The following is a 15,706-nucleotide window of genomic DNA, read 5'->3' on the forward strand; positions in this document are numbered from 1 at the left end:
CCCTCCGCCTGGTACCGCCGACGGCACCCAAACAGGGCTGACGCGGCCCGGTGACACCGAGGCGGACCGGCGGAGGCACTCGGGCGGGGCCGCGCCCGGCGAGACCGTGACCAGGCCGGCCGACGGTACGGGGACGGCCCTGTCCGGTGGTACCGCGGCGGCCCTGCCCGGCGGCACTCGGCCGAGACCGCCTGGCTGCACCGGGGCGGGGTTGCCCGGTGGTGAGGGGACGGGCGTCCCCGGTGGTGCGGGGACGGGCGTGCTCGGTGGGGGCGAGGCGGACCCGCCCGGTGTCGCCGAGGCGGCCCTGCCCGGTGGCGCGGTGGCGGGCCCGGGCGGTGGTTCCGAGAGACCGGGCCGCCCGGTGGTATCGAGAGACCGCGCCGCCCGGTGGTTCCGAGAGACCGGTCGGCCCGGTGGTACCGCGAGACCGGGCCGCCCGGTGTACCGACAGACCGGGCGGCCCGGTGTCGCTGGGACGGGGCCGCCCGGTCGTGGGGAGGTGCGGATGGGCGGGGTCAGTCGCGGCCGCCCTTGTCGGTTGCCGGCCATACGCCCGTCGTGCGGGCGATGGCCTTGGCGCCGGTGCGGTCCACGGCGCTGCGTACGACCGCGAAGATCGCGCCCTGCACCGCCGCGGCCAGCAGGATCTCGCCCCAGCTGCGGTCCGGGTCCAGGGCGTCGGGCGCGTCCTCCTCGTGCCGGATCGCCGTCCACGCCTTGCGGAAGGCCATGCCGGCCAGTGCGCCACCCGCCCAGCTGAGCACGAATCCGACCGGCTGGTAGGCGAGAGGGAGCTTCTTCTTCTTGTTCTTGGCCATGTGTGACTACTTCCTCGTCAGCCGTCCCTCATGCGGGGCGTCCTTGCGGGGCCACTCGTTCGCCCGGGCGCACCGGCCCCGGCGGCGTCCCGTCCCCGAACGGCCGGCCACCCAGCTCCGCCCGGCCGTGCGGGCTCAGCCAGCCGGCGAGATCCGGGCCGAGCGGCACGATGCCGGTGGGGTTGATGCCGGAGTGCACCTGGTAGTAGTGCCGCTTGATGTGGTCGAAGTCGACCGTGTCGCCGAACCCCGGCGTCTGGAACAGGTCCCGGGCGTACGCCCAGAGCACCGGATGCTCCGCCAGCTTCCAGCGGTTGCACTTGAAGTGGCCGTGGTAGACCGCGTCGAACCGGACCAGCGTCGTGAACAGCCGGATGTCCGCTTCCGTGAGGGTGTCGCCGACCAGATACCGCTGCCCCGACAGCCGCTCACCGAGCAGTTCCAGCCGCCGGAAGACACCCGCGCACGCCTCCTCGTACTCCTGCTGGTGCGTGGCGAACCCGGCCCGGTACACCCCGTTGTTCACGTCCCGGTAGACCTCGGCCATCACCTGGTCGATCTCCGCGCGCCGCCCGTCCGGGTACAGGTCCGGCGCCCCGGCGCGGTGCAGCGCCGTCCACTCGGTGGCCAGGTCCAGGGTGAGCCGCTGGTAGTCGTTGGTGACCAGCCGCCCGCTGGGCACGTCCACCACCGCGGGCACGCTCACCCCGCCCGGGTAACCGGTCTCCCGCCGGTCGTAGGCCTCGCTCAGGAACCGGATGCCGAGCACCGGGTCCCGGCCGCCGGGATCCAGGGTGAACCGCCAGCTGCGGTCGTCCTGGATCGGGTCGGCCACCGCCATCGGCAGGGCCTCCTCCAGCCCCAGCAGCCGGCGGGAGATCACCGCCCGGCTCGCCCACGGGCAGGCGCGGGACACCACCAGCCGGTACCGGCCCGCCTCCACCGGCCAGCCGTCCCGGCCGTCGGCGGTGATCCGGTCCGTGAAGTGGCTCCTGGACCGGGTGAAGCCGCGGTGTCCGTAGGCGCGGTTGCCGTCGCCGCCCATGTCTCCTCCTCGCCGCCCGGGCCGTCCGGGACCTCCTCGCCCCGCGTTCCCCGTTTGGCGCGGACCGCACGGTGTGAGCGGTCCGGTCGAGGGCAGTCGGCGAAGGGTGAGTGAGACATCCTCGGAACGGGAGACGGCCGCACGGACGGCCGAGGACAGCGCGACAGGACCGGCGCACGCCGCGGGCCCGGGAACGGCACCGGCGCGCCAACCGGACAGCGGAGCCCGGACGGCCCGCGCCCCCGCGGGCGCCGACGGCGAGGGCCGGGGCGAGCCCGGCGGCCGGGCCGAGGCCGGGGCCGACCGGCACACCAAGATCACCGTCCTCGTGGCGCTCGCCGCCAACCTGGTGATCGCCGTCGCCAAGGCGGTCGGCGGTGTCCTCGCGGGCTCGCCCGCCCTGCTGTCGGAGGCCGCGCACTCGGTCGCGGACAGCCTCAACGAGGTCTTCCTGCTGGCCGCGCTGCGCCGCAGCCGCCGCCCCGCCGACACCCGGCACCCCTTCGGCTACGGCAAGGAACGCTTCTTCTGGTCGCTCCTCGCCGCCGTCGGCATCTTCGTCATGGGCGGCTGCTTCTCCTTCTTCCAGGGCTTCGAGGCCCTCCACAGCGGCGCCGAGGAGAAGTTCAGCGGCTATGTCGCGGGCCTGATCGTGCTGGGCGTGGCGCTGCTCGCCGAGGGCGCCTCGCTGCTGCGGGCCCTGCACCAGGTGCGCCGGCAGGGCGGGGGCCTCAGCGCGCTGCGCGATCCCGCGCTGCGCACGGTGGTCGCCGAGGACGGCACCGCGGTGCTCGGTGTGACCCTCGCGCTGGCCGGCATGGCCCTGCACATGGCGACCGGTCAGGTCGTGTGGGAGGCGTCCGCCTCGCTGGCGATCGGCGCGCTGCTGGTCTACGTCGCCTACCGGCTCGGCCGCGACGCCCGCACCCAGCTGATCGGGGAGGCCGCCGACCCGGAGCTGAGCGGCAGGATCCGGGCGCAGCTGGGGGCCCAGCCGGAGATCGACAGCGTGGAGGCGCTGTTCACCATGAAGATGGGCCTCGACTCCATGCTGGTGGCCGCCCGCGTCGACCTGGTGCCGGGCCTGGACAGCGAACGCGTCGAGGAGGTGGCCGTACGCATCAAGCGGACCCTCGCCCGGACGTTCCCGGAGGCCGACCAGATCTTCCTGGACGTCACCGACCGTCCGGCGGGCGAGGCACAGGAGAGCCCCGCCGCGACGGGGGAACGCGGCGGGGCCTGACGCACCAGTGCCCGCCCTCGGGCCGGTTCACACGCCCCCGGAACAGATTTTTCTGAAATGGAGCCGTGTCCGGCCTGAATCAGCTCTCGTCGAGCGGCTCCAGCACGAAGACCGGGATCTCCCGGGAGGTCTTCTCCTGGTAGTCGGCGTACGGCGGGTACGCGGCAACCGCCCGCTCCCACCACGCGGCCTTCTCCGCCCCGGTGACCTCCCGGGCCCGCATGTCCCGCTTCACCGGTCCGTCCTGCAGCTCGACATGCGGGTCGGACTTCACGTTGAAGTACCAGACGGGGTGCTTGGGCGCACCGCCGAGGGAGGCGACCGCCGCGTACCGGCCCCCGTGCTCCACCCGCATCAGCGGCGTCTTGCGGATCTTCCCGCTCTTCGCACCGCGGGTGGTCAGCACGATCACCGGCATCCCGGTGTCGCGCAGCGTCGTCCCCTCCTTCCCGCCGGACCTCTCGTACAGCTCGACCTGCTCGCGCACCCACTGCGTCGGGCTGGGCTCGTACTCGCCCTCAAGAGGCATGGGATCCGCTTCCTTTCGTCGGTCCACGGTCTGTCCGCCACCGGCGTCACCACCGGTGGCCGCCGGACCCATCCGTACCGCGCACGGCGACCGCCGACGCGGCGATCACCCCAGGGGTCATCGCGCCGCTCCGGCCCCGCACGGCACAGTGGTCCGCGTCCCGATCACTGCCCACCCGGGGAGGGAACGACCCCTGCCTACCTCTCGTCGGCTCCGTGGCACGGCACGGTGGCCGGTTCCCGCGCCCGGACCGCGCGTGCTTCGGCCAGATCACGAGCGTCACCGAAGTGGCCGAACTTGACGTCGCCCCATAGGTGCCTGGGGCATCTAATGAAGATCGGCACGACGCACTTCTTCGTCTGCGAGGTCTTTCCATGACGGAACTGACGGACACCACCGGCCCGGCTGCCCCGGCCGCACCCGTCGCCTTTCCCCAGGACCGCACCTGCCCCTACCACCCGCCCACCGGCTACGACCCGCTGCGCGACGGGCGACCCCTGTCCCGCGTCACCCTCTACGACGGCCGCGAGGTCTGGGTGGTCACCGCGCACTCCACCGCCCGCACCCTGCTCGCCGACCCCCGCCTGTCCACCGAGCGCCGCCGCCCCGGCTTCCCCGTGCCCACGGCCCGGTTCGAGGCCGCCCGCAACCGCAAGGTGGCCCTGCTCGGCCTGGACGACCCCGAGCACCACCAGCAGCGGCGGATGCTGATCCCGTCGTTCACCGTCAAACGCGCGGCGGCCCTGCGCCCCTGGATCCAGCGGATCGTGGACGACCTGCTGGACACCGTCATCGACCAGGGGCCGCCCGCCGAACTCGTCTCCGCCTTCGCGCTGCCCGTGCCGTCGATGGTGATCTGCGGGCTGCTCGGCGTGCCGTACGCCGACCACGAGTTCTTCGAGGAACAGTCCCGCCGGCTGCTGCGCGGCCCGACCGGCGCCGACACCGTGGACGCCCGCGAACGGCTGGAGGAGTACCTCGGCGGGCTGATCGACGCCAAGGCCGAGGAGGCCGAGCCCGGCGACGGCATCCTCGACGAGCTGGTCCACCAGCGGCTGCGCACGGGCGAGCTGGACCGCGCCGACGCCGTGTCGCTCGCCATCATCCTGCTGGTCGCCGGGCACGAGACCACCGCCAACATGATCTCCCTCGGCACCTACACCCTGCTCCAGCACCCCGACCGGCTGGCCGAGCTGCGCGCCGACCCCGCACTGCTGCCCGCCGTCGTGGAGGAGCTGATGCGGATGCTGTCCATCGCGGACGGGCTGCAGCGGGTGGCGCTGGAGGACATCGAGATCGCCGGCAGCACGATCCGGGCCGGCGACGGCGTGATCTTCGCGACCTCGGTGATCAACCGCGACACGACCTTGTACGACGACCCCGACGCCCTGGACTTCCACCGCTCCGAGCGCCACCACGTGGCCTTCGGCTTCGGTATCCACCAGTGCCTCGGCCAGAACCTGGCCCGGGCGGAGCTGGAGATCGCCCTGGGCAGCCTGTTCACGCGGCTGCCCGGGCTGCGGCTGGCCGCCCCGGCGGAGGAGATTCCGTTCAAACCGGGCGACACGGTCCAGGGGATGCTGGAACTCCCCGTGAGCTGGTAAGAGGCTCTGCTCATGCACATCGACATCGACAAGGACGTCTGTATCGGCGCCGGGCAGTGCGCGCTGGCCGCCCCGGGCGTCTTCACCCAGGACGACGACGGCTACAGCTCCCTCCTGCCCGGCAGCGAGGACGGCGCGGGCGACCCGATGGTCCGGGCGGCGGCCCGCGCCTGCCCGGTGAGCGCGATCACCGTACGGGACAGCACCGGCTGACCGCGGTCCGGCGGTACGGCGTCCCGGGCCGCCGTACCGCCGGACGGGCACCGTGCGAGTTGGACACGACAGGGCCTAGCGCACCCTGCGCACGTACCCGGCGCTGCCCGGGACGGACACGTCCCGGTCGCGGCGGACGATGCTCAGGCGGTCGCCCCAGCGGGCGCGGGCCGCGCGCAGGCCGCCGTCGGTGTACTCGATGTCCACCACCCGGTCGTCGAACGCCTTCGCGTACACCTCGCACTCGTCGTACTGCCCGCACTCCTCCGTCACCGCGAAGTCCAGCCCCGCCCGGCCGCGCCGCCCGGCCAGCTCGGCGGTGTTCTTCTGCCCGATCGCCAGGTGCCGGGCGTGCGCGTGCCGGGACAGCAGGCCCATGAACGCCGTCGCGTCGGACGCCGTGAGCAGCCCGTGGGAGCGGGTGTAGCTGTCGTAGTTGTCCGGCTCGACGGCGTCGTACCCCTTGTCCGCGCAGCCGTCGATCCACCGGTTCACCCGCCGCGCCACCCGTTCCCGCCTGGCCGGGGTGCCGATGTCGAGCAGCGGCTCGTTCCAGTCCTCGTCGACGACGACCCTGCCCCGCGCGTCGCGCAGCAGCAGCTCGGCCGGCCACGAGGAGCGCTCGGCGGGCTGCGCCTGGAACGCGTTGACGTAGCAGATGTTGTACAGCCCCGGCGCGGGGGAGTCGGACCGGTCGCGGCTGACGATCCGCACGCCCGCGGGCGGGCGGTAGGCGCCGCCGATCTGGTAGTCGAACCCGGCGTGCCGGGGCGGCAGCCGCAGCGCGGCGGCCGTCGGCCCGCCGCCCTCCTCCCGCTCGCCCGCGGTGCAGCCGGCCAGTGCCGACACCGCGACGACCAGTGCTGCCGCCAGCGCGCCCGGGGCCGTGCGCGACCCCGCGGCGCGGTGCACATCCGTGGGGGGCACGTCCGCTCCGTCCTGTGCGCGCCGGGCGGCGCGGCACGTCCCATGATCACATCCTCCGCACGGCGGAGGCGTCAAGTCGGTCCCCGGCCCCCGTCGTAGGCTCTGTCCTGACCATCGTCGGAAGGCGGGAGCAGCAACGATGCAGTACGTGAAGCTCGGTTCGACGGGCCTGGACGTCTCGCGGATCTGTCTGGGCTGCATGACCTACGGCCTGCCCGACCGTGGCGTCCACGAGTGGACCCTCGACGCGGAGGCGTCCCGTCCGCTGATCCGGCAGGCGCTGGAGGCGGGCATCAACTTCTTCGACACCGCGAACGTCTACTCCGACGGCACCAGCGAGGAGATCGTCGGCAAGGCCCTGCGGGACTTCGCGCACCGCGACGAGATCGTGCTGGCCACGAAGGTGAACGGCCGGATGCGGCCGGGGCCCAACGGGGCCGGGCTGTCCCGCAAGGCCATCATGAGCGAGATCGACCACAGCCTGCGCCGGCTCGGCACCGACTACGTCGACCTCTACCAGATCCACCGCTACGACCACGCGACTCCGATCGAGGAGACGATGGAGGCGCTGCACGACCTGGTCAAGGCGGGCAAGGTCCGCTACATCGGGGCGAGTTCGATGTACGCGTGGGAGTTCTCCAAGGCGCAGTACACCGCCGAGCGGCACGGCTGGACGAGGTTCGTGTCCATGCAGAACCACTACAACCTGCTCTACCGCGAGGAGGAGCGGGAGATGCTGCCGCTGTGCGCGGACCAGGGTGTCGGCGTGCTGCCCTGGAGCCCGCTCGCCCGCGGCCGGCTCACCCGGGACTGGGGCACGGTCACCGAGCGCAGCGCGAACGACGACTTCGGCAGCCGGCTGTACCTGGAGGGCGACCGCGCGATCGTCGAGGCCGTCGGCCGGATCGCGGGCGAGCGCGGCGTCCCGCGCGCCCGGGTGGCCCTCGCCTGGCTCCTGCACCAGGACACCGTGGCGGCCCCGATCGTCGGCGCCGCCAAGCCGCAGCACATCGAGGACGCGGTGGCGGCGGTCGAACTGGAACTGACCGACAAGGAGATCGAGGAGCTGGAGCAGCCGTACACCCCGCACGCGATCAGCGGCCACTGAACCGCGCACCCCAACGAGCGCGGGGAACCGCGGGACCCGTCACGGGTGCGCCGGAAGCGGTCGGCGCTGCGGTTGGGCCCCGAGCCGTGCACCAGGCTGCCGTTGGAGAACAGCACGTCCCCTCGTGGTGCTTCGCGAACGCCAGCAGGTTCGTCAGGTTGGACACCGGCGGCAGCAGCGACGCCGTCCCGCTTCGCGCACCTGCTCGCCCAGCGGGCCGGCCGGTCCCCGATGCGGGCAGTGCGCGAGGCCCGGCTGCTGGAGGTCACCGATCTGACCGTGGAACGGGTGGCGGCGGCCTCCGGATTCCCCAGCCCGGGGTGCCGCCCGGCGCCTACCGGGCGGGCGAACGGCAGTAAAGGGAGGAAAAGGCTGCCGTTGACGAGATGTCAATGAAGAAAACACGGCGGGGAATCCCGGACATCGGGAGATCTCTTGTTCGGACCTGTTCAGCTGTGTAAAAGTGTGCGCTGTCGGCGCGCAGGAAAATACATTCCCTCTGTATGCGCCAGGCCGCTCCCGTACACCCCCACGCTTCACAAGAGCCGCCTCAGGTGGACGTCCGAGCTGCCCATATGCCCTCGCCGTACCCATTGGTATGGACTAATTCCGGTAGTGCGTCGGGAGGAATTCGGCCGTGACCGAGGCAGGTCTGTCGGACGAGCAGCTGAGCGCCGAACTGAAAAAGTGGACGGGCGCGTCACCCGCCCTGCACCCCGTCGGCGAACTCCTCGACCGGCACTGGGCGGCGGCCTTCGCCTACGCCCGGCTGTGCACCGACGGGCCGCGCGCCGCCGGCATGCTCACGACGGCCGCGTTCACCCGGCTCTTCGGCGCGTCCCTCCGGCAGACCGGCCCGACCGCCGCCTGGCGGCCCCAGGTCCTGGTCGCCGTCCGCCGGATCGCGGCCGAGTGGGACACCGACGGCCGCCGGGAACTCCTCCATCCCGGCCTGCGCTCCGGCGACGGACCCGGCGAGCGCGCCGCGTTCCGGCTGCTGCCACCGCCCGAGCGGCGGTTGCTCGCCCGCGCGTTCCAGCGGATCCCCGAGACCTCCCGCGCCGTGCTGTGGCACGCCGAGGTCGAGGCCGAACCGCTGGCCGTGCCCGCCGCGCTGCTCGGCCTGGACGAGGAGGACACCCGCGTCGAACTGGGCCGCGCCCGCGAGCGGCTGCGCGAGGAATGCCTCCAGGTGCACCGCGAGCTGGCCCCCGAGGCCGAGTGCCGGCGCTATCTGCGCATGCTGGACGTGACGTTCCGGCGCGGCGGCACCGACATCGACCCGGACCTGCGACAGCACCTGTCCGGCTGCGCCCACTGCGAGCGGACCGCCGGCCAGCTCGCCGAGTTCAACGGGGACGGCCTGGGCCCGGGCCTCGCCGAGGCGGTCCTCGGCTGGGGCGCCCACGGCTACGTGGAGTCCCGGGCGGTCCGCGCCGAGGAGCCCGCCGCACCGGCCCCGGCCGCCGCAGCCGTCGTGCCCCAGGGCGGCGAGGCCTTCACCACCGAGGAGCCCGCCGCACCCAGGGGAACCACCGCACCCACCGCACCGGCCGAACCGGCCGCTCCCGCACCCACCGTGCCGGACCCGGGCACCGCTCGCCGCCGGGCGGCCGGCCGTGGCGCCGCGTCCGCCCGCCGCCGGGCGGCCGGCGCCCCTTCCCCCGCCCGGGGAACCACAGGCACCGGAGGAACCGAGGGCGGGCAGACCGCCGAGGGAACCGACACCGCCCCCGCCTCCCCCCGCTCCGCGCACCGCGCCGCCCGGCGGGCCCGGCGCCGCACCCTCGCGCTGGCCGTCGGCACCGCCGGCGGTCTCGTCGTCCTGCCCCTGGTGCTGTGGTCGGTGCTCGGCTCCGGCGACGGCCCGGCGCCCGGTGCCATCCGCACGCCCTCCCGCACCCCGGGCAAGGACGCGCCCTCCCCGGGCGCCTCCTGGGCCGGCCGCAACGCCCCGGGCCAGGGCGCCCTGCACGGCAGACTGCGCAACCTCGCCTCCGGCCTGTGCGTCGGCGTCGTCGGCGGGAAGGCGGTCGAGGGCGCCGAGACGGAACTCGCCGACTGCTCCGCCACCCCGGCCCAGCAGTGGACGTACGAGACCGACGGACTGCTGCGCAACGCCGCCGCCCCCGACCTGTGCCTGGACTCCCACCTCGGCTACTCCGTGCGCCTCGCCCCGTGCACGGCCACCGGCAAGGCGGCCCGCGACATCCGCTACGACTTCACGCTCCAGGGCGCCCTGGTGCCGCAGGCCGACCAGCAGCTCGCCCTCACCCCGGCCGCCACCGACGGCTCCGGCGCCCTCGTGCTCAAGATCCGCGCCGCGGGCACCGTCCAGCGCTGGTCCGTCGACACCGCCCACCCGGACCTGCGGATGGAGAACGTCAACTGGGACCGGGACAGCGCCCTGGCGACCACCCGGGCCGCACCGCCCACGACCGCCGAGCCGGTCGCCCCCACGCCGTACCGGACGGCCGGGCCGACGCCCACGCCGTCCGCGACGACTTCTGCGACGACCTCCGCCCCGGCACCGTCGCCGACCGCCACCGCAGACCCGTGCGCGAGGTACCCGCAGTACTGCGGCCGGGACGGCGGCGGCTGGGACGGGGACGGCGGCCGCCACCGCCGCTGACGTCAGGGGTGGTGCGGCGGCGGGGGCGGGATCGTCCCCAGGCCCGGGGCCGGTTCCGGCCACACCAGCAGCACCGGGCACGGCGCGTGGTCGACGGCGAACCGCACGGCCGGGCCCAGGCTCCTCGGGCCGAGCCGCGATCGGTCCCCGTCCCGGGCCAGCACCAGCAGTTCGGCCCCCTCGGCGGCGGCCACCACCTCCCGCTCGACCCGCCCCGACCGCTCCTCGCGCGCACAGGGCCGGCCCAGCCGCTCGGCCGCCGCGGCGAGCAGCGAGGCCGCCGACGTGCCGCCCAGCGCCTCCAGCCGGTCACCCGGGTCCGCCTCCCGGTGCCCGCGGCCCAGCAGGCCGGCGAAGGCCCCGTGCGCCACCGCCGGCACATCGGGCCCGCTCACATGGAGCAGCACCACCTCGGCGTCGTCCGGAGCATGGGCGCGCACCGCGTCCACGCAGGCGGGCCAGGTGCCCTCCACCAGCCAGGCGATCACCCGCATCCCTCGGCCTCCCTCGACGCACGAAACCCGTCACAGAACCTGCAGCGACCCCCACAGTGCCACCACCGCGACCGCGAGGGAGGACGGCACGGCCAGCAGACCGAGCCGGGTGAACTCCCCGAGGTCCACGTCGTGCTCGTGCTGGTGCACGATCCGCCGCCACAGCAGCGTGGCCAGCGACCCGGCGTAGGTGAGGTTCGGGCCGATGTTCACGCCCAGCAGCACGGCGAGCACCGCACCCGGCCCGGCGGGCGCCGCCAGCGGCAGCAGGACCAGCACCGCGGGCAGGTTGTTGATCAGGTTGGCCAGCAGCGCGGCCAGCGCGGCCGTCCCCAGCAGCGCGGGCAGCCCGGTGCCGCCCGGCAGCACGTGTCCGAGCACGTCCGCGAGCCCGTTGTCGACCACCGCCCGCACCACGATGCCCAGCGCCAGCACGAACGCGAGGAAGGCCGGGGCCGCCGACCGCACCACGGTCAGCGGGCTCGCCTGCCGCCGTACCAGCGCCCGCCCGGCCAGCACCAGCGCACCGGCCGCCGCCACCCAGGCGGGCTCCACGCCGAACGCCGACGCCACCACGAACCCGGCCAGCGTGCAGCCCACGGTCACCAGCGCGAACAGCGGCAGCGCGGGCGCCTCGCCGGTGTCCCGGCCCGCCGGGGCCGCCGCCGTGAGATCCCGGGCGAAGAACCGCCGGAACACCAGGTACTCGGCGCCGATCGCGGCCAGCCACGGCAGCGCCATCAGCCCCGCGAACCGGGTGAAGCTCAGCCCGCTCGCCGCGAACGCCAGCAGGTTCGTCAGGTTGGACACCGGCAGCAGCAGCGACGCCGTGTTCGACAGGTGCGTGCAGGCGTACACATGCGGTTTGGGCCGTACGCCCGTCCGCGCGGCCGTGGCGAAGACGACCGGGGTGAGCAGCACGATCGTCGCGTCCAGGCTGAGCACGGCGGTGATGGCCGAGGCCAGCGCGAAGACCGCCGTCAGCAGCCGCACCGGCCGGCCCGCCGCCCACCGGGCCATCCACGCCCCGCACGCCTGGAACAGCCCCTCCACATCGCAGAAATGGGCGAGCACCAGTACCGCGGCGAGGAACCCGACCACCGGGCCCAGCCGTTCGGCCTCGGCCCGGGCATGGCCGAGGGAGATCGCGCCGGTGGCGACCGCGACGGCGGCGGCGGGGACGGCCATGACCGCCTCCGGCCAGCCGAAGGGCCGTACGACGGCCCAGGCCAGCACGGCGACCAGCAGGACGGCGGACAGGGCCTCGGCGAGCGGGGTGTTCAGGGCGGTTCCTTCCGGAGTCGGGCACGGGGTCCCGCCCATGAAAACAGACCAGGTCGAACGCGCTACGACGACCGGCTGCCCGCCGCACCCAGGAACTCCGCCCAGCCGCCCGCCGGAGCCTGACCGGGCGGCAGGGTGCGCAGCCGGCGCAGCACCGCCTGGTCCTGCGCCTCCAGCCAGGCGACGAGCTGCTTGAAGGACACGAAGCGCACGTCGTCGTACGCGGCCATCTTGCCGATGGCCTCCTCCACGGCGTCCATGTAGATGCCGCCGTTCCAGCGTTCGAAGTGGTTGCCGATGAAGAAGGGGGCGCGGTTGGACTCGTAGGCCCGCCGGAAACCGGCCAGATAGGTGTCACGCGCCTGGGCCCGCCAGGTGTCGTACCGGCCGCGATCGCCGAGCGGGTTGCCGCCGGACTGGTTGAACATCAGGTTGTAGTCCATCGAGAGGACCTGGAAGGAGTGCCCGGCGAAGGGTATGGACTGCAGCGGGAAGTCCCACAGCTTGCCGCCCTGCACCTTTCCCGGCCAGACCTGCAGGCCGCCGGGGGAGCTGGCGTCGTACTTCCAGCCGAGCGCGGCGGCGGTCGGCAGCAGGTTGGCCTGGCCCTCCAGGCAGGGCGTACGGCCGCCGGTCAGCTCCTTGCGGTAGTCGAAGGGGAGCGGGTCGAGGTCGGTGAAGCCGGTGTTGGTCTTCCACTTCGTCACGAAGCCCACGGCTTGGTCGATCTCGCTGCGCCACTCGGCCGGGGACCAGTTGCGCACGCCGGTCGCGCCGCAGAAGTGCCCGTTGAAGTGGGTGCCGATCTCGTGGCCCTCCAGCCAGGCCGCGCGCACCTGCTGGAGCGTGGCGTGGATGTGCCGGTCGGCGAGGTAGCCGATCGCGGAGGCGCCGACCGGGTGCTGCGGCGGCCGGTAGAGGTGCTTCCTGGACTCGGGCAGCGTGTAGATGCCGCTCAGGAAGAACGTCATCTTGGCGCCGTGGTCGGCGGCCACCTTGCGGAACCGCGAGAACAGCCCGTTGCTCAGCTCGCCGGCCCCGTCCCAGGAGAACACCACGAACTGCGGCGGCTGCTGGCCCTCCTTCAGCCGGTCCGGCTTCGGCTGGTGCGGCTGGGCGCCGGTGTCGGCGGTGGAACCGTCGCCGATCGGCTTCACCGGCCGGGCCTGCGCCGTGCCCCGGCCGCCCGCCGGGCCCGGCCCGCCGCTGCCGGAGGAGCAGGCGGCCAGTGTTCCGAAGGCGCCCGCCGCCGCCCCAGCCGTCAGCACCCGCCTGCGTGAGATCCCGCTCATCGTCTCCCCGATTCCCTGGTCATGGCCCCCGCGGGGCCCGTTCGCCGTGCGGTCGACCGGGTTCGATGACCGCGGTCCGGGGAAAGATCGCGACCGACGGCGCCTGTTGCCGTCCTGTGACGGTTGTGGCGCCGCTATGACCAACGGGGGTTTCGCGGGGCGGTTTGGCGGACGGGCGCCCCACGGGGCCGGGCATGACGAACCCCGCTGCCTCGGGGGCCGGCAGCGGGGTTCGCGTGGAGGGGGTGGAGAGGGCGGGGTCAGGGACCGGTGCCCGGGGCGAGCACCGTCAGGCGGACGGACGAGGAGTTCCCGGAGACCGGCACCGGCCCGCCCGACCAGGCCGCCTTCAACGGGGCCCGCTCGTCCGGCGGAGTGACCAGCAGCGCGGCCGGCCTGGCCGTCTTCGCCCCGCTGATCTCCGGGTTGGAGAAGGTCAGTCCGGCCCAGGCGCTCCGCCCGGGCTTGAGCGTGACGGTCACCGGGGTGCCCGGCTCACGCCGGGGGTCCGGGCCGAGCTGGCGGCCGGAGGCGTCGACGAAGGCCGCACCCGGATAGCCGCGCACGGTGCAGGTCCGGGCGGACGTGTTGGTGAGCACCACCGGGAAGTTCTCCTGGCCCGCGCCCGGGTCGTTGCGGCCCACGGAGGCGCGCAGTTCGGAGGTGTGGCAGCGGGAGCTCGCCGCGGCCGGGGTGGTGGTGGCCGCGGGGCCGCCCGCGGTGCCCGTCGCCTTCGGCGCGGACGACGAGCCGGTGCCCGCGGGGGAGGAGGCCGTGGCCGTGGGGGACGCCGGGGGTGGTTCCGAGGTGTCCCGCGCGGGGGCGGCCGTACCGGAGACGGTGGCCGGGCCGGCGCTGTGCGCGCCGGAACCGTCACCACAGGCGGTCAGGAGGCCCAGCACGGCGACCGTGCCCACGAGCAGGGCACCGTGCCGCGCGGACCGGGGGGTGTACACCATGTCGCTCAAACTCCTGGAGGTCACGGCACGCGACCGGGACGCGTGCCTACGGCGCCGGGTGCGCCGTCCTCTCCGTCCGATGCACGGACCGCCGGAAAAGTTCGGGACGCGCCGGGTTCTGTCCGGTTCTCTTCCCCGCCGGGCCGCCCGGCAGGCCTCGGTCAGGTCACCCGCAGCGAACGGAGCACGCCGTCGGTCGCGTCGCCGCCGTCCCGCTGACGCAGCTGCACGTACACCTGCGGCCGCGCGGCGCCGTCCGCCGGGACCAGAGCGGACTCGGTGACCGAGCCGCCGTCGGGACAGCCCTTCCAGGACCGGACCAGCCCGTGCCAGTCGGCGTCCGTGAAGGCGCGGGCGCCCGCGTACCGGCAGCCGGAGTGCGCCAGCGCCTTCACCTTCGCGGTGACGTCCCCGTGCCCGCCGACCCCGACGAACACCCCGTCCACGGGGGCCTTCGGGTCGGACCAGTGGGACAGGTCGCCGGCCACCACGAGACCCGGCTGGTGCCCGGCGGCCAGCCCGAGCTCCCGCGGGTCCCAGCCGGAGTCGCGCAGCTCGCGGCCGAAGCCGTCCGGCACCCGCAGGCTCACCCGCCCGGTGGCGTCCGTGACCCGCACCTCCTCGTCCGCGGTGCCGTCCCGGTGGAGCGCCGCGGTCACCGTGACCGCGGCGGCCCCGGCGGCGAGGACCGCGGCGAGCACCAGCGTCAGGGGAGTGAGCCGGCCGCGCACCCCGTCCAGGCGCCGCGCGGACCGCACCGGCGGCGCCGCGGCCAGCCGGTCCAGCTCCGCAGCGAACGCCGGGGCGCCCGGCCAGCGTCGCGCCCGGTCCGGCTCGAGCGCGCGCAGCAGCGCCCGCTCCACGCCCGCGTCCAGCTCCGGCCGCAGCCGCCGGGGCGGTATCACATGCCCGGGCGGGCCCGGCACGGTCCCGGTGAGCAGTTCGTAGCCGACCGCGCCGAGGCTGTAGACGTCCGCGCGCTCGTCGATGCCGGCGCCGGGTTCGGCCTGCTCGGGCGGCCGGTAGCCCGCCGAACCCGCAGCCAGGGTCAGCACCGAGGCCTGCGCGAGGCTCTTGGCCAGCCCCAGGTCGGCGAGCAGCACCCGCCGGGTGCCGTCCGGGGCGGTGTGCAGCAGCACGTTGGTCGGCTTGATGTCGCGGTGCACGATGCCCGCCTCGTGCAGCGCGGCGGCGCCGCGCGCGGCCTCGGCCGTCAGCGCGAGCGCCTCCCGCACCGGCAGCGGACCGCCGGCCAGCAGATCGGCGAGGGTCCCACCGCCGGCGTACTCCATCACGAAGTACGGTCTGCCGTCCGGGAGTTCGCCGATGTCGTAGACCTGCACTACCCGGCTGGACCCGGCCCGGCGCAGCAGCCGCGCCTCGGACAGGAACCGCTCCCTGATGTCGAGCCGGTGCGCCCAGTTCTCGGCGAGCACCTTCACCGCCACCGGGGCGTGGAGCTCGGGGTCGTGGGCGAGCCACACCGTGGCGAAGGCGCCGCTGCCCAGCGGCCGTTCGAGGCGGTGGCGGCCGATCCGCTCCAGGGGGTGCATAC

At 74.5% G+C, this 15,706-nt stretch carries 14 protein-coding genes and 2 pseudogenes; 6 read left to right on the forward strand and 10 right to left on the reverse strand.

Annotated features, from left to right (window positions below; all coding sequences use genetic code 11):
• Positions 1-518 precede the first annotated feature (518 nt).
• The gene (locus tag ABZ923_RS11340) at positions 519-821 is read right to left on the reverse strand and encodes a DUF4235 domain-containing protein (RefSeq protein ID WP_361469834.1); all 303 of its coding nucleotides are present in this window, start codon (positions 819-821) and stop codon (positions 519-521) included.
• Between the two features lie 28 nt (positions 822-849).
• A complete protein-coding gene (locus ABZ923_RS11345; protein ID WP_361469837.1) occupies positions 850-1,866 on the reverse strand; it encodes a glutathione S-transferase C-terminal domain-containing protein in 1,017 nt (338 codons plus the stop codon).
• A gap of 316 nt (positions 1,867-2,182) precedes the next feature.
• Here ABZ923_RS11345 and ABZ923_RS11350 point away from each other — a divergent pair, with 316 nt between their 5' ends.
• Positions 2,183-3,109 (forward strand): cation diffusion facilitator family transporter, encoded by a 927-nt coding sequence (locus ABZ923_RS11350; protein ID WP_361469937.1) that lies wholly within the window; start codon positions 2,183-2,185, stop codon positions 3,107-3,109.
• 79 nt (positions 3,110-3,188) lie between these two features.
• Here the strand turns inward: ABZ923_RS11350 and ABZ923_RS11355 are convergent, their stop codons facing one another.
• Positions 3,189-3,638: a nitroreductase family deazaflavin-dependent oxidoreductase gene (locus tag ABZ923_RS11355; protein ID WP_361469840.1), complete on the reverse strand. Its 450-nt coding sequence runs from the start codon at positions 3,636-3,638 to the stop codon at positions 3,189-3,191.
• 374 nt (positions 3,639-4,012) lie between these two features.
• Here ABZ923_RS11355 and ABZ923_RS11360 point away from each other — a divergent pair, with 374 nt between their 5' ends.
• Together ABZ923_RS11360 and ABZ923_RS11365 are read left to right on the forward strand one after the other, a co-directional pair.
• Positions 4,013-5,242: a cytochrome P450 gene (locus ABZ923_RS11360; protein ID WP_361469843.1), complete on the forward strand. Its 1,230-nt coding sequence runs from the start codon at positions 4,013-4,015 to the stop codon at positions 5,240-5,242.
• 12 nt (positions 5,243-5,254) lie between these two features.
• Positions 5,255-5,455, forward strand: a complete 201-nt coding sequence (locus tag ABZ923_RS11365) for a ferredoxin (protein ID WP_030344622.1) — start codon at positions 5,255-5,257, stop codon at positions 5,453-5,455.
• A 75-nt stretch (positions 5,456-5,530) separates the two neighbouring features.
• On the opposite strand, the gene ABZ923_RS11370 is transcribed toward ABZ923_RS11365, so the two are convergent.
• Positions 5,531-6,382 carry an endo alpha-1,4 polygalactosaminidase gene (locus tag ABZ923_RS11370; RefSeq protein ID WP_361469845.1) on the reverse strand — a complete coding sequence of 284 codons (852 nt, stop codon included), beginning with the start codon at positions 6,380-6,382 and terminating at the stop codon, positions 5,531-5,533.
• Positions 6,383-6,521: 139 nt separating this feature from the next.
• Between ABZ923_RS11370 and ABZ923_RS11375 the strand changes: the two genes are divergently transcribed.
• On the forward strand, positions 6,522-7,490 hold the full coding sequence (locus ABZ923_RS11375; RefSeq protein WP_361469847.1) for an aldo/keto reductase: 969 nt from the start codon (positions 6,522-6,524) through the stop codon (positions 7,488-7,490).
• 44 nt (positions 7,491-7,534) lie between these two features.
• On the opposite strand, the pseudogene ABZ923_RS11380 reads toward ABZ923_RS11375, so the two are convergent.
• Positions 7,535-7,612, reverse strand: a pseudogene (locus ABZ923_RS11380) (phytanoyl-CoA dioxygenase family protein); the annotation flags it as partial.
• A 52-nt stretch (positions 7,613-7,664) separates the two neighbouring features.
• On the opposite strand from ABZ923_RS11380, the pseudogene ABZ923_RS11385 reads away from it, so the two are divergent.
• Positions 7,665-7,808 (forward strand): annotated as a pseudogene (locus tag ABZ923_RS11385) (AraC family transcriptional regulator); the annotation flags it as partial.
• A 319-nt stretch (positions 7,809-8,127) separates the two neighbouring features.
• The gene (locus tag ABZ923_RS11390) at positions 8,128-10,122 is read left to right on the forward strand and encodes a ricin-type beta-trefoil lectin domain protein (protein WP_361469848.1); all 1,995 of its coding nucleotides are present in this window, start codon (positions 8,128-8,130) and stop codon (positions 10,120-10,122) included.
• Positions 10,123-10,124: 2 nt separating this feature from the next.
• Here the strand turns inward: ABZ923_RS11390 and ABZ923_RS11395 are convergent, their stop codons facing one another.
• The 5 genes from ABZ923_RS11395 to ABZ923_RS11415 all read right to left on the reverse strand — a co-directional run bounded on the left by ABZ923_RS11395 (position 10,125) and on the right by ABZ923_RS11415 (position 15,704).
• A complete protein-coding gene (locus ABZ923_RS11395) occupies positions 10,125-10,616 on the reverse strand; it encodes a universal stress protein (protein WP_361469850.1) in 492 nt (163 codons plus the stop codon).
• A 30-nt stretch (positions 10,617-10,646) separates the two neighbouring features.
• Positions 10,647-11,939 carry an SLC13 family permease gene (locus ABZ923_RS11400; RefSeq protein WP_361469852.1) on the reverse strand — a complete coding sequence of 431 codons (1,293 nt, stop codon included), beginning with the start codon at positions 11,937-11,939 and terminating at the stop codon, positions 10,647-10,649.
• Positions 11,940-11,962: 23 nt separating this feature from the next.
• Positions 11,963-13,192 (reverse strand): hypothetical protein, encoded by a 1,230-nt coding sequence (locus ABZ923_RS11405; protein ID WP_361469854.1) that lies wholly within the window; start codon positions 13,190-13,192, stop codon positions 11,963-11,965.
• A gap of 260 nt (positions 13,193-13,452) precedes the next feature.
• Positions 13,453-14,151 (reverse strand): DUF4232 domain-containing protein, encoded by a 699-nt coding sequence (locus ABZ923_RS11410; RefSeq protein WP_361469856.1) that lies wholly within the window; start codon positions 14,149-14,151, stop codon positions 13,453-13,455.
• Between the two features lie 161 nt (positions 14,152-14,312).
• Positions 14,313-15,704 carry a serine/threonine-protein kinase gene (locus tag ABZ923_RS11415; protein ID WP_361469857.1) on the reverse strand — a complete coding sequence of 464 codons (1,392 nt, stop codon included), beginning with the start codon at positions 15,702-15,704 and terminating at the stop codon, positions 14,313-14,315.
• Between the last annotated feature and the right edge of the window lie 2 nt (positions 15,705-15,706).

The sequence above is a fragment of the Streptomyces sp. NPDC046881 genome, assembly GCF_040645015.1.
Taxonomy (GTDB): Bacteria; Actinomycetota; Actinomycetes; order Streptomycetales; family Streptomycetaceae; genus Streptomyces.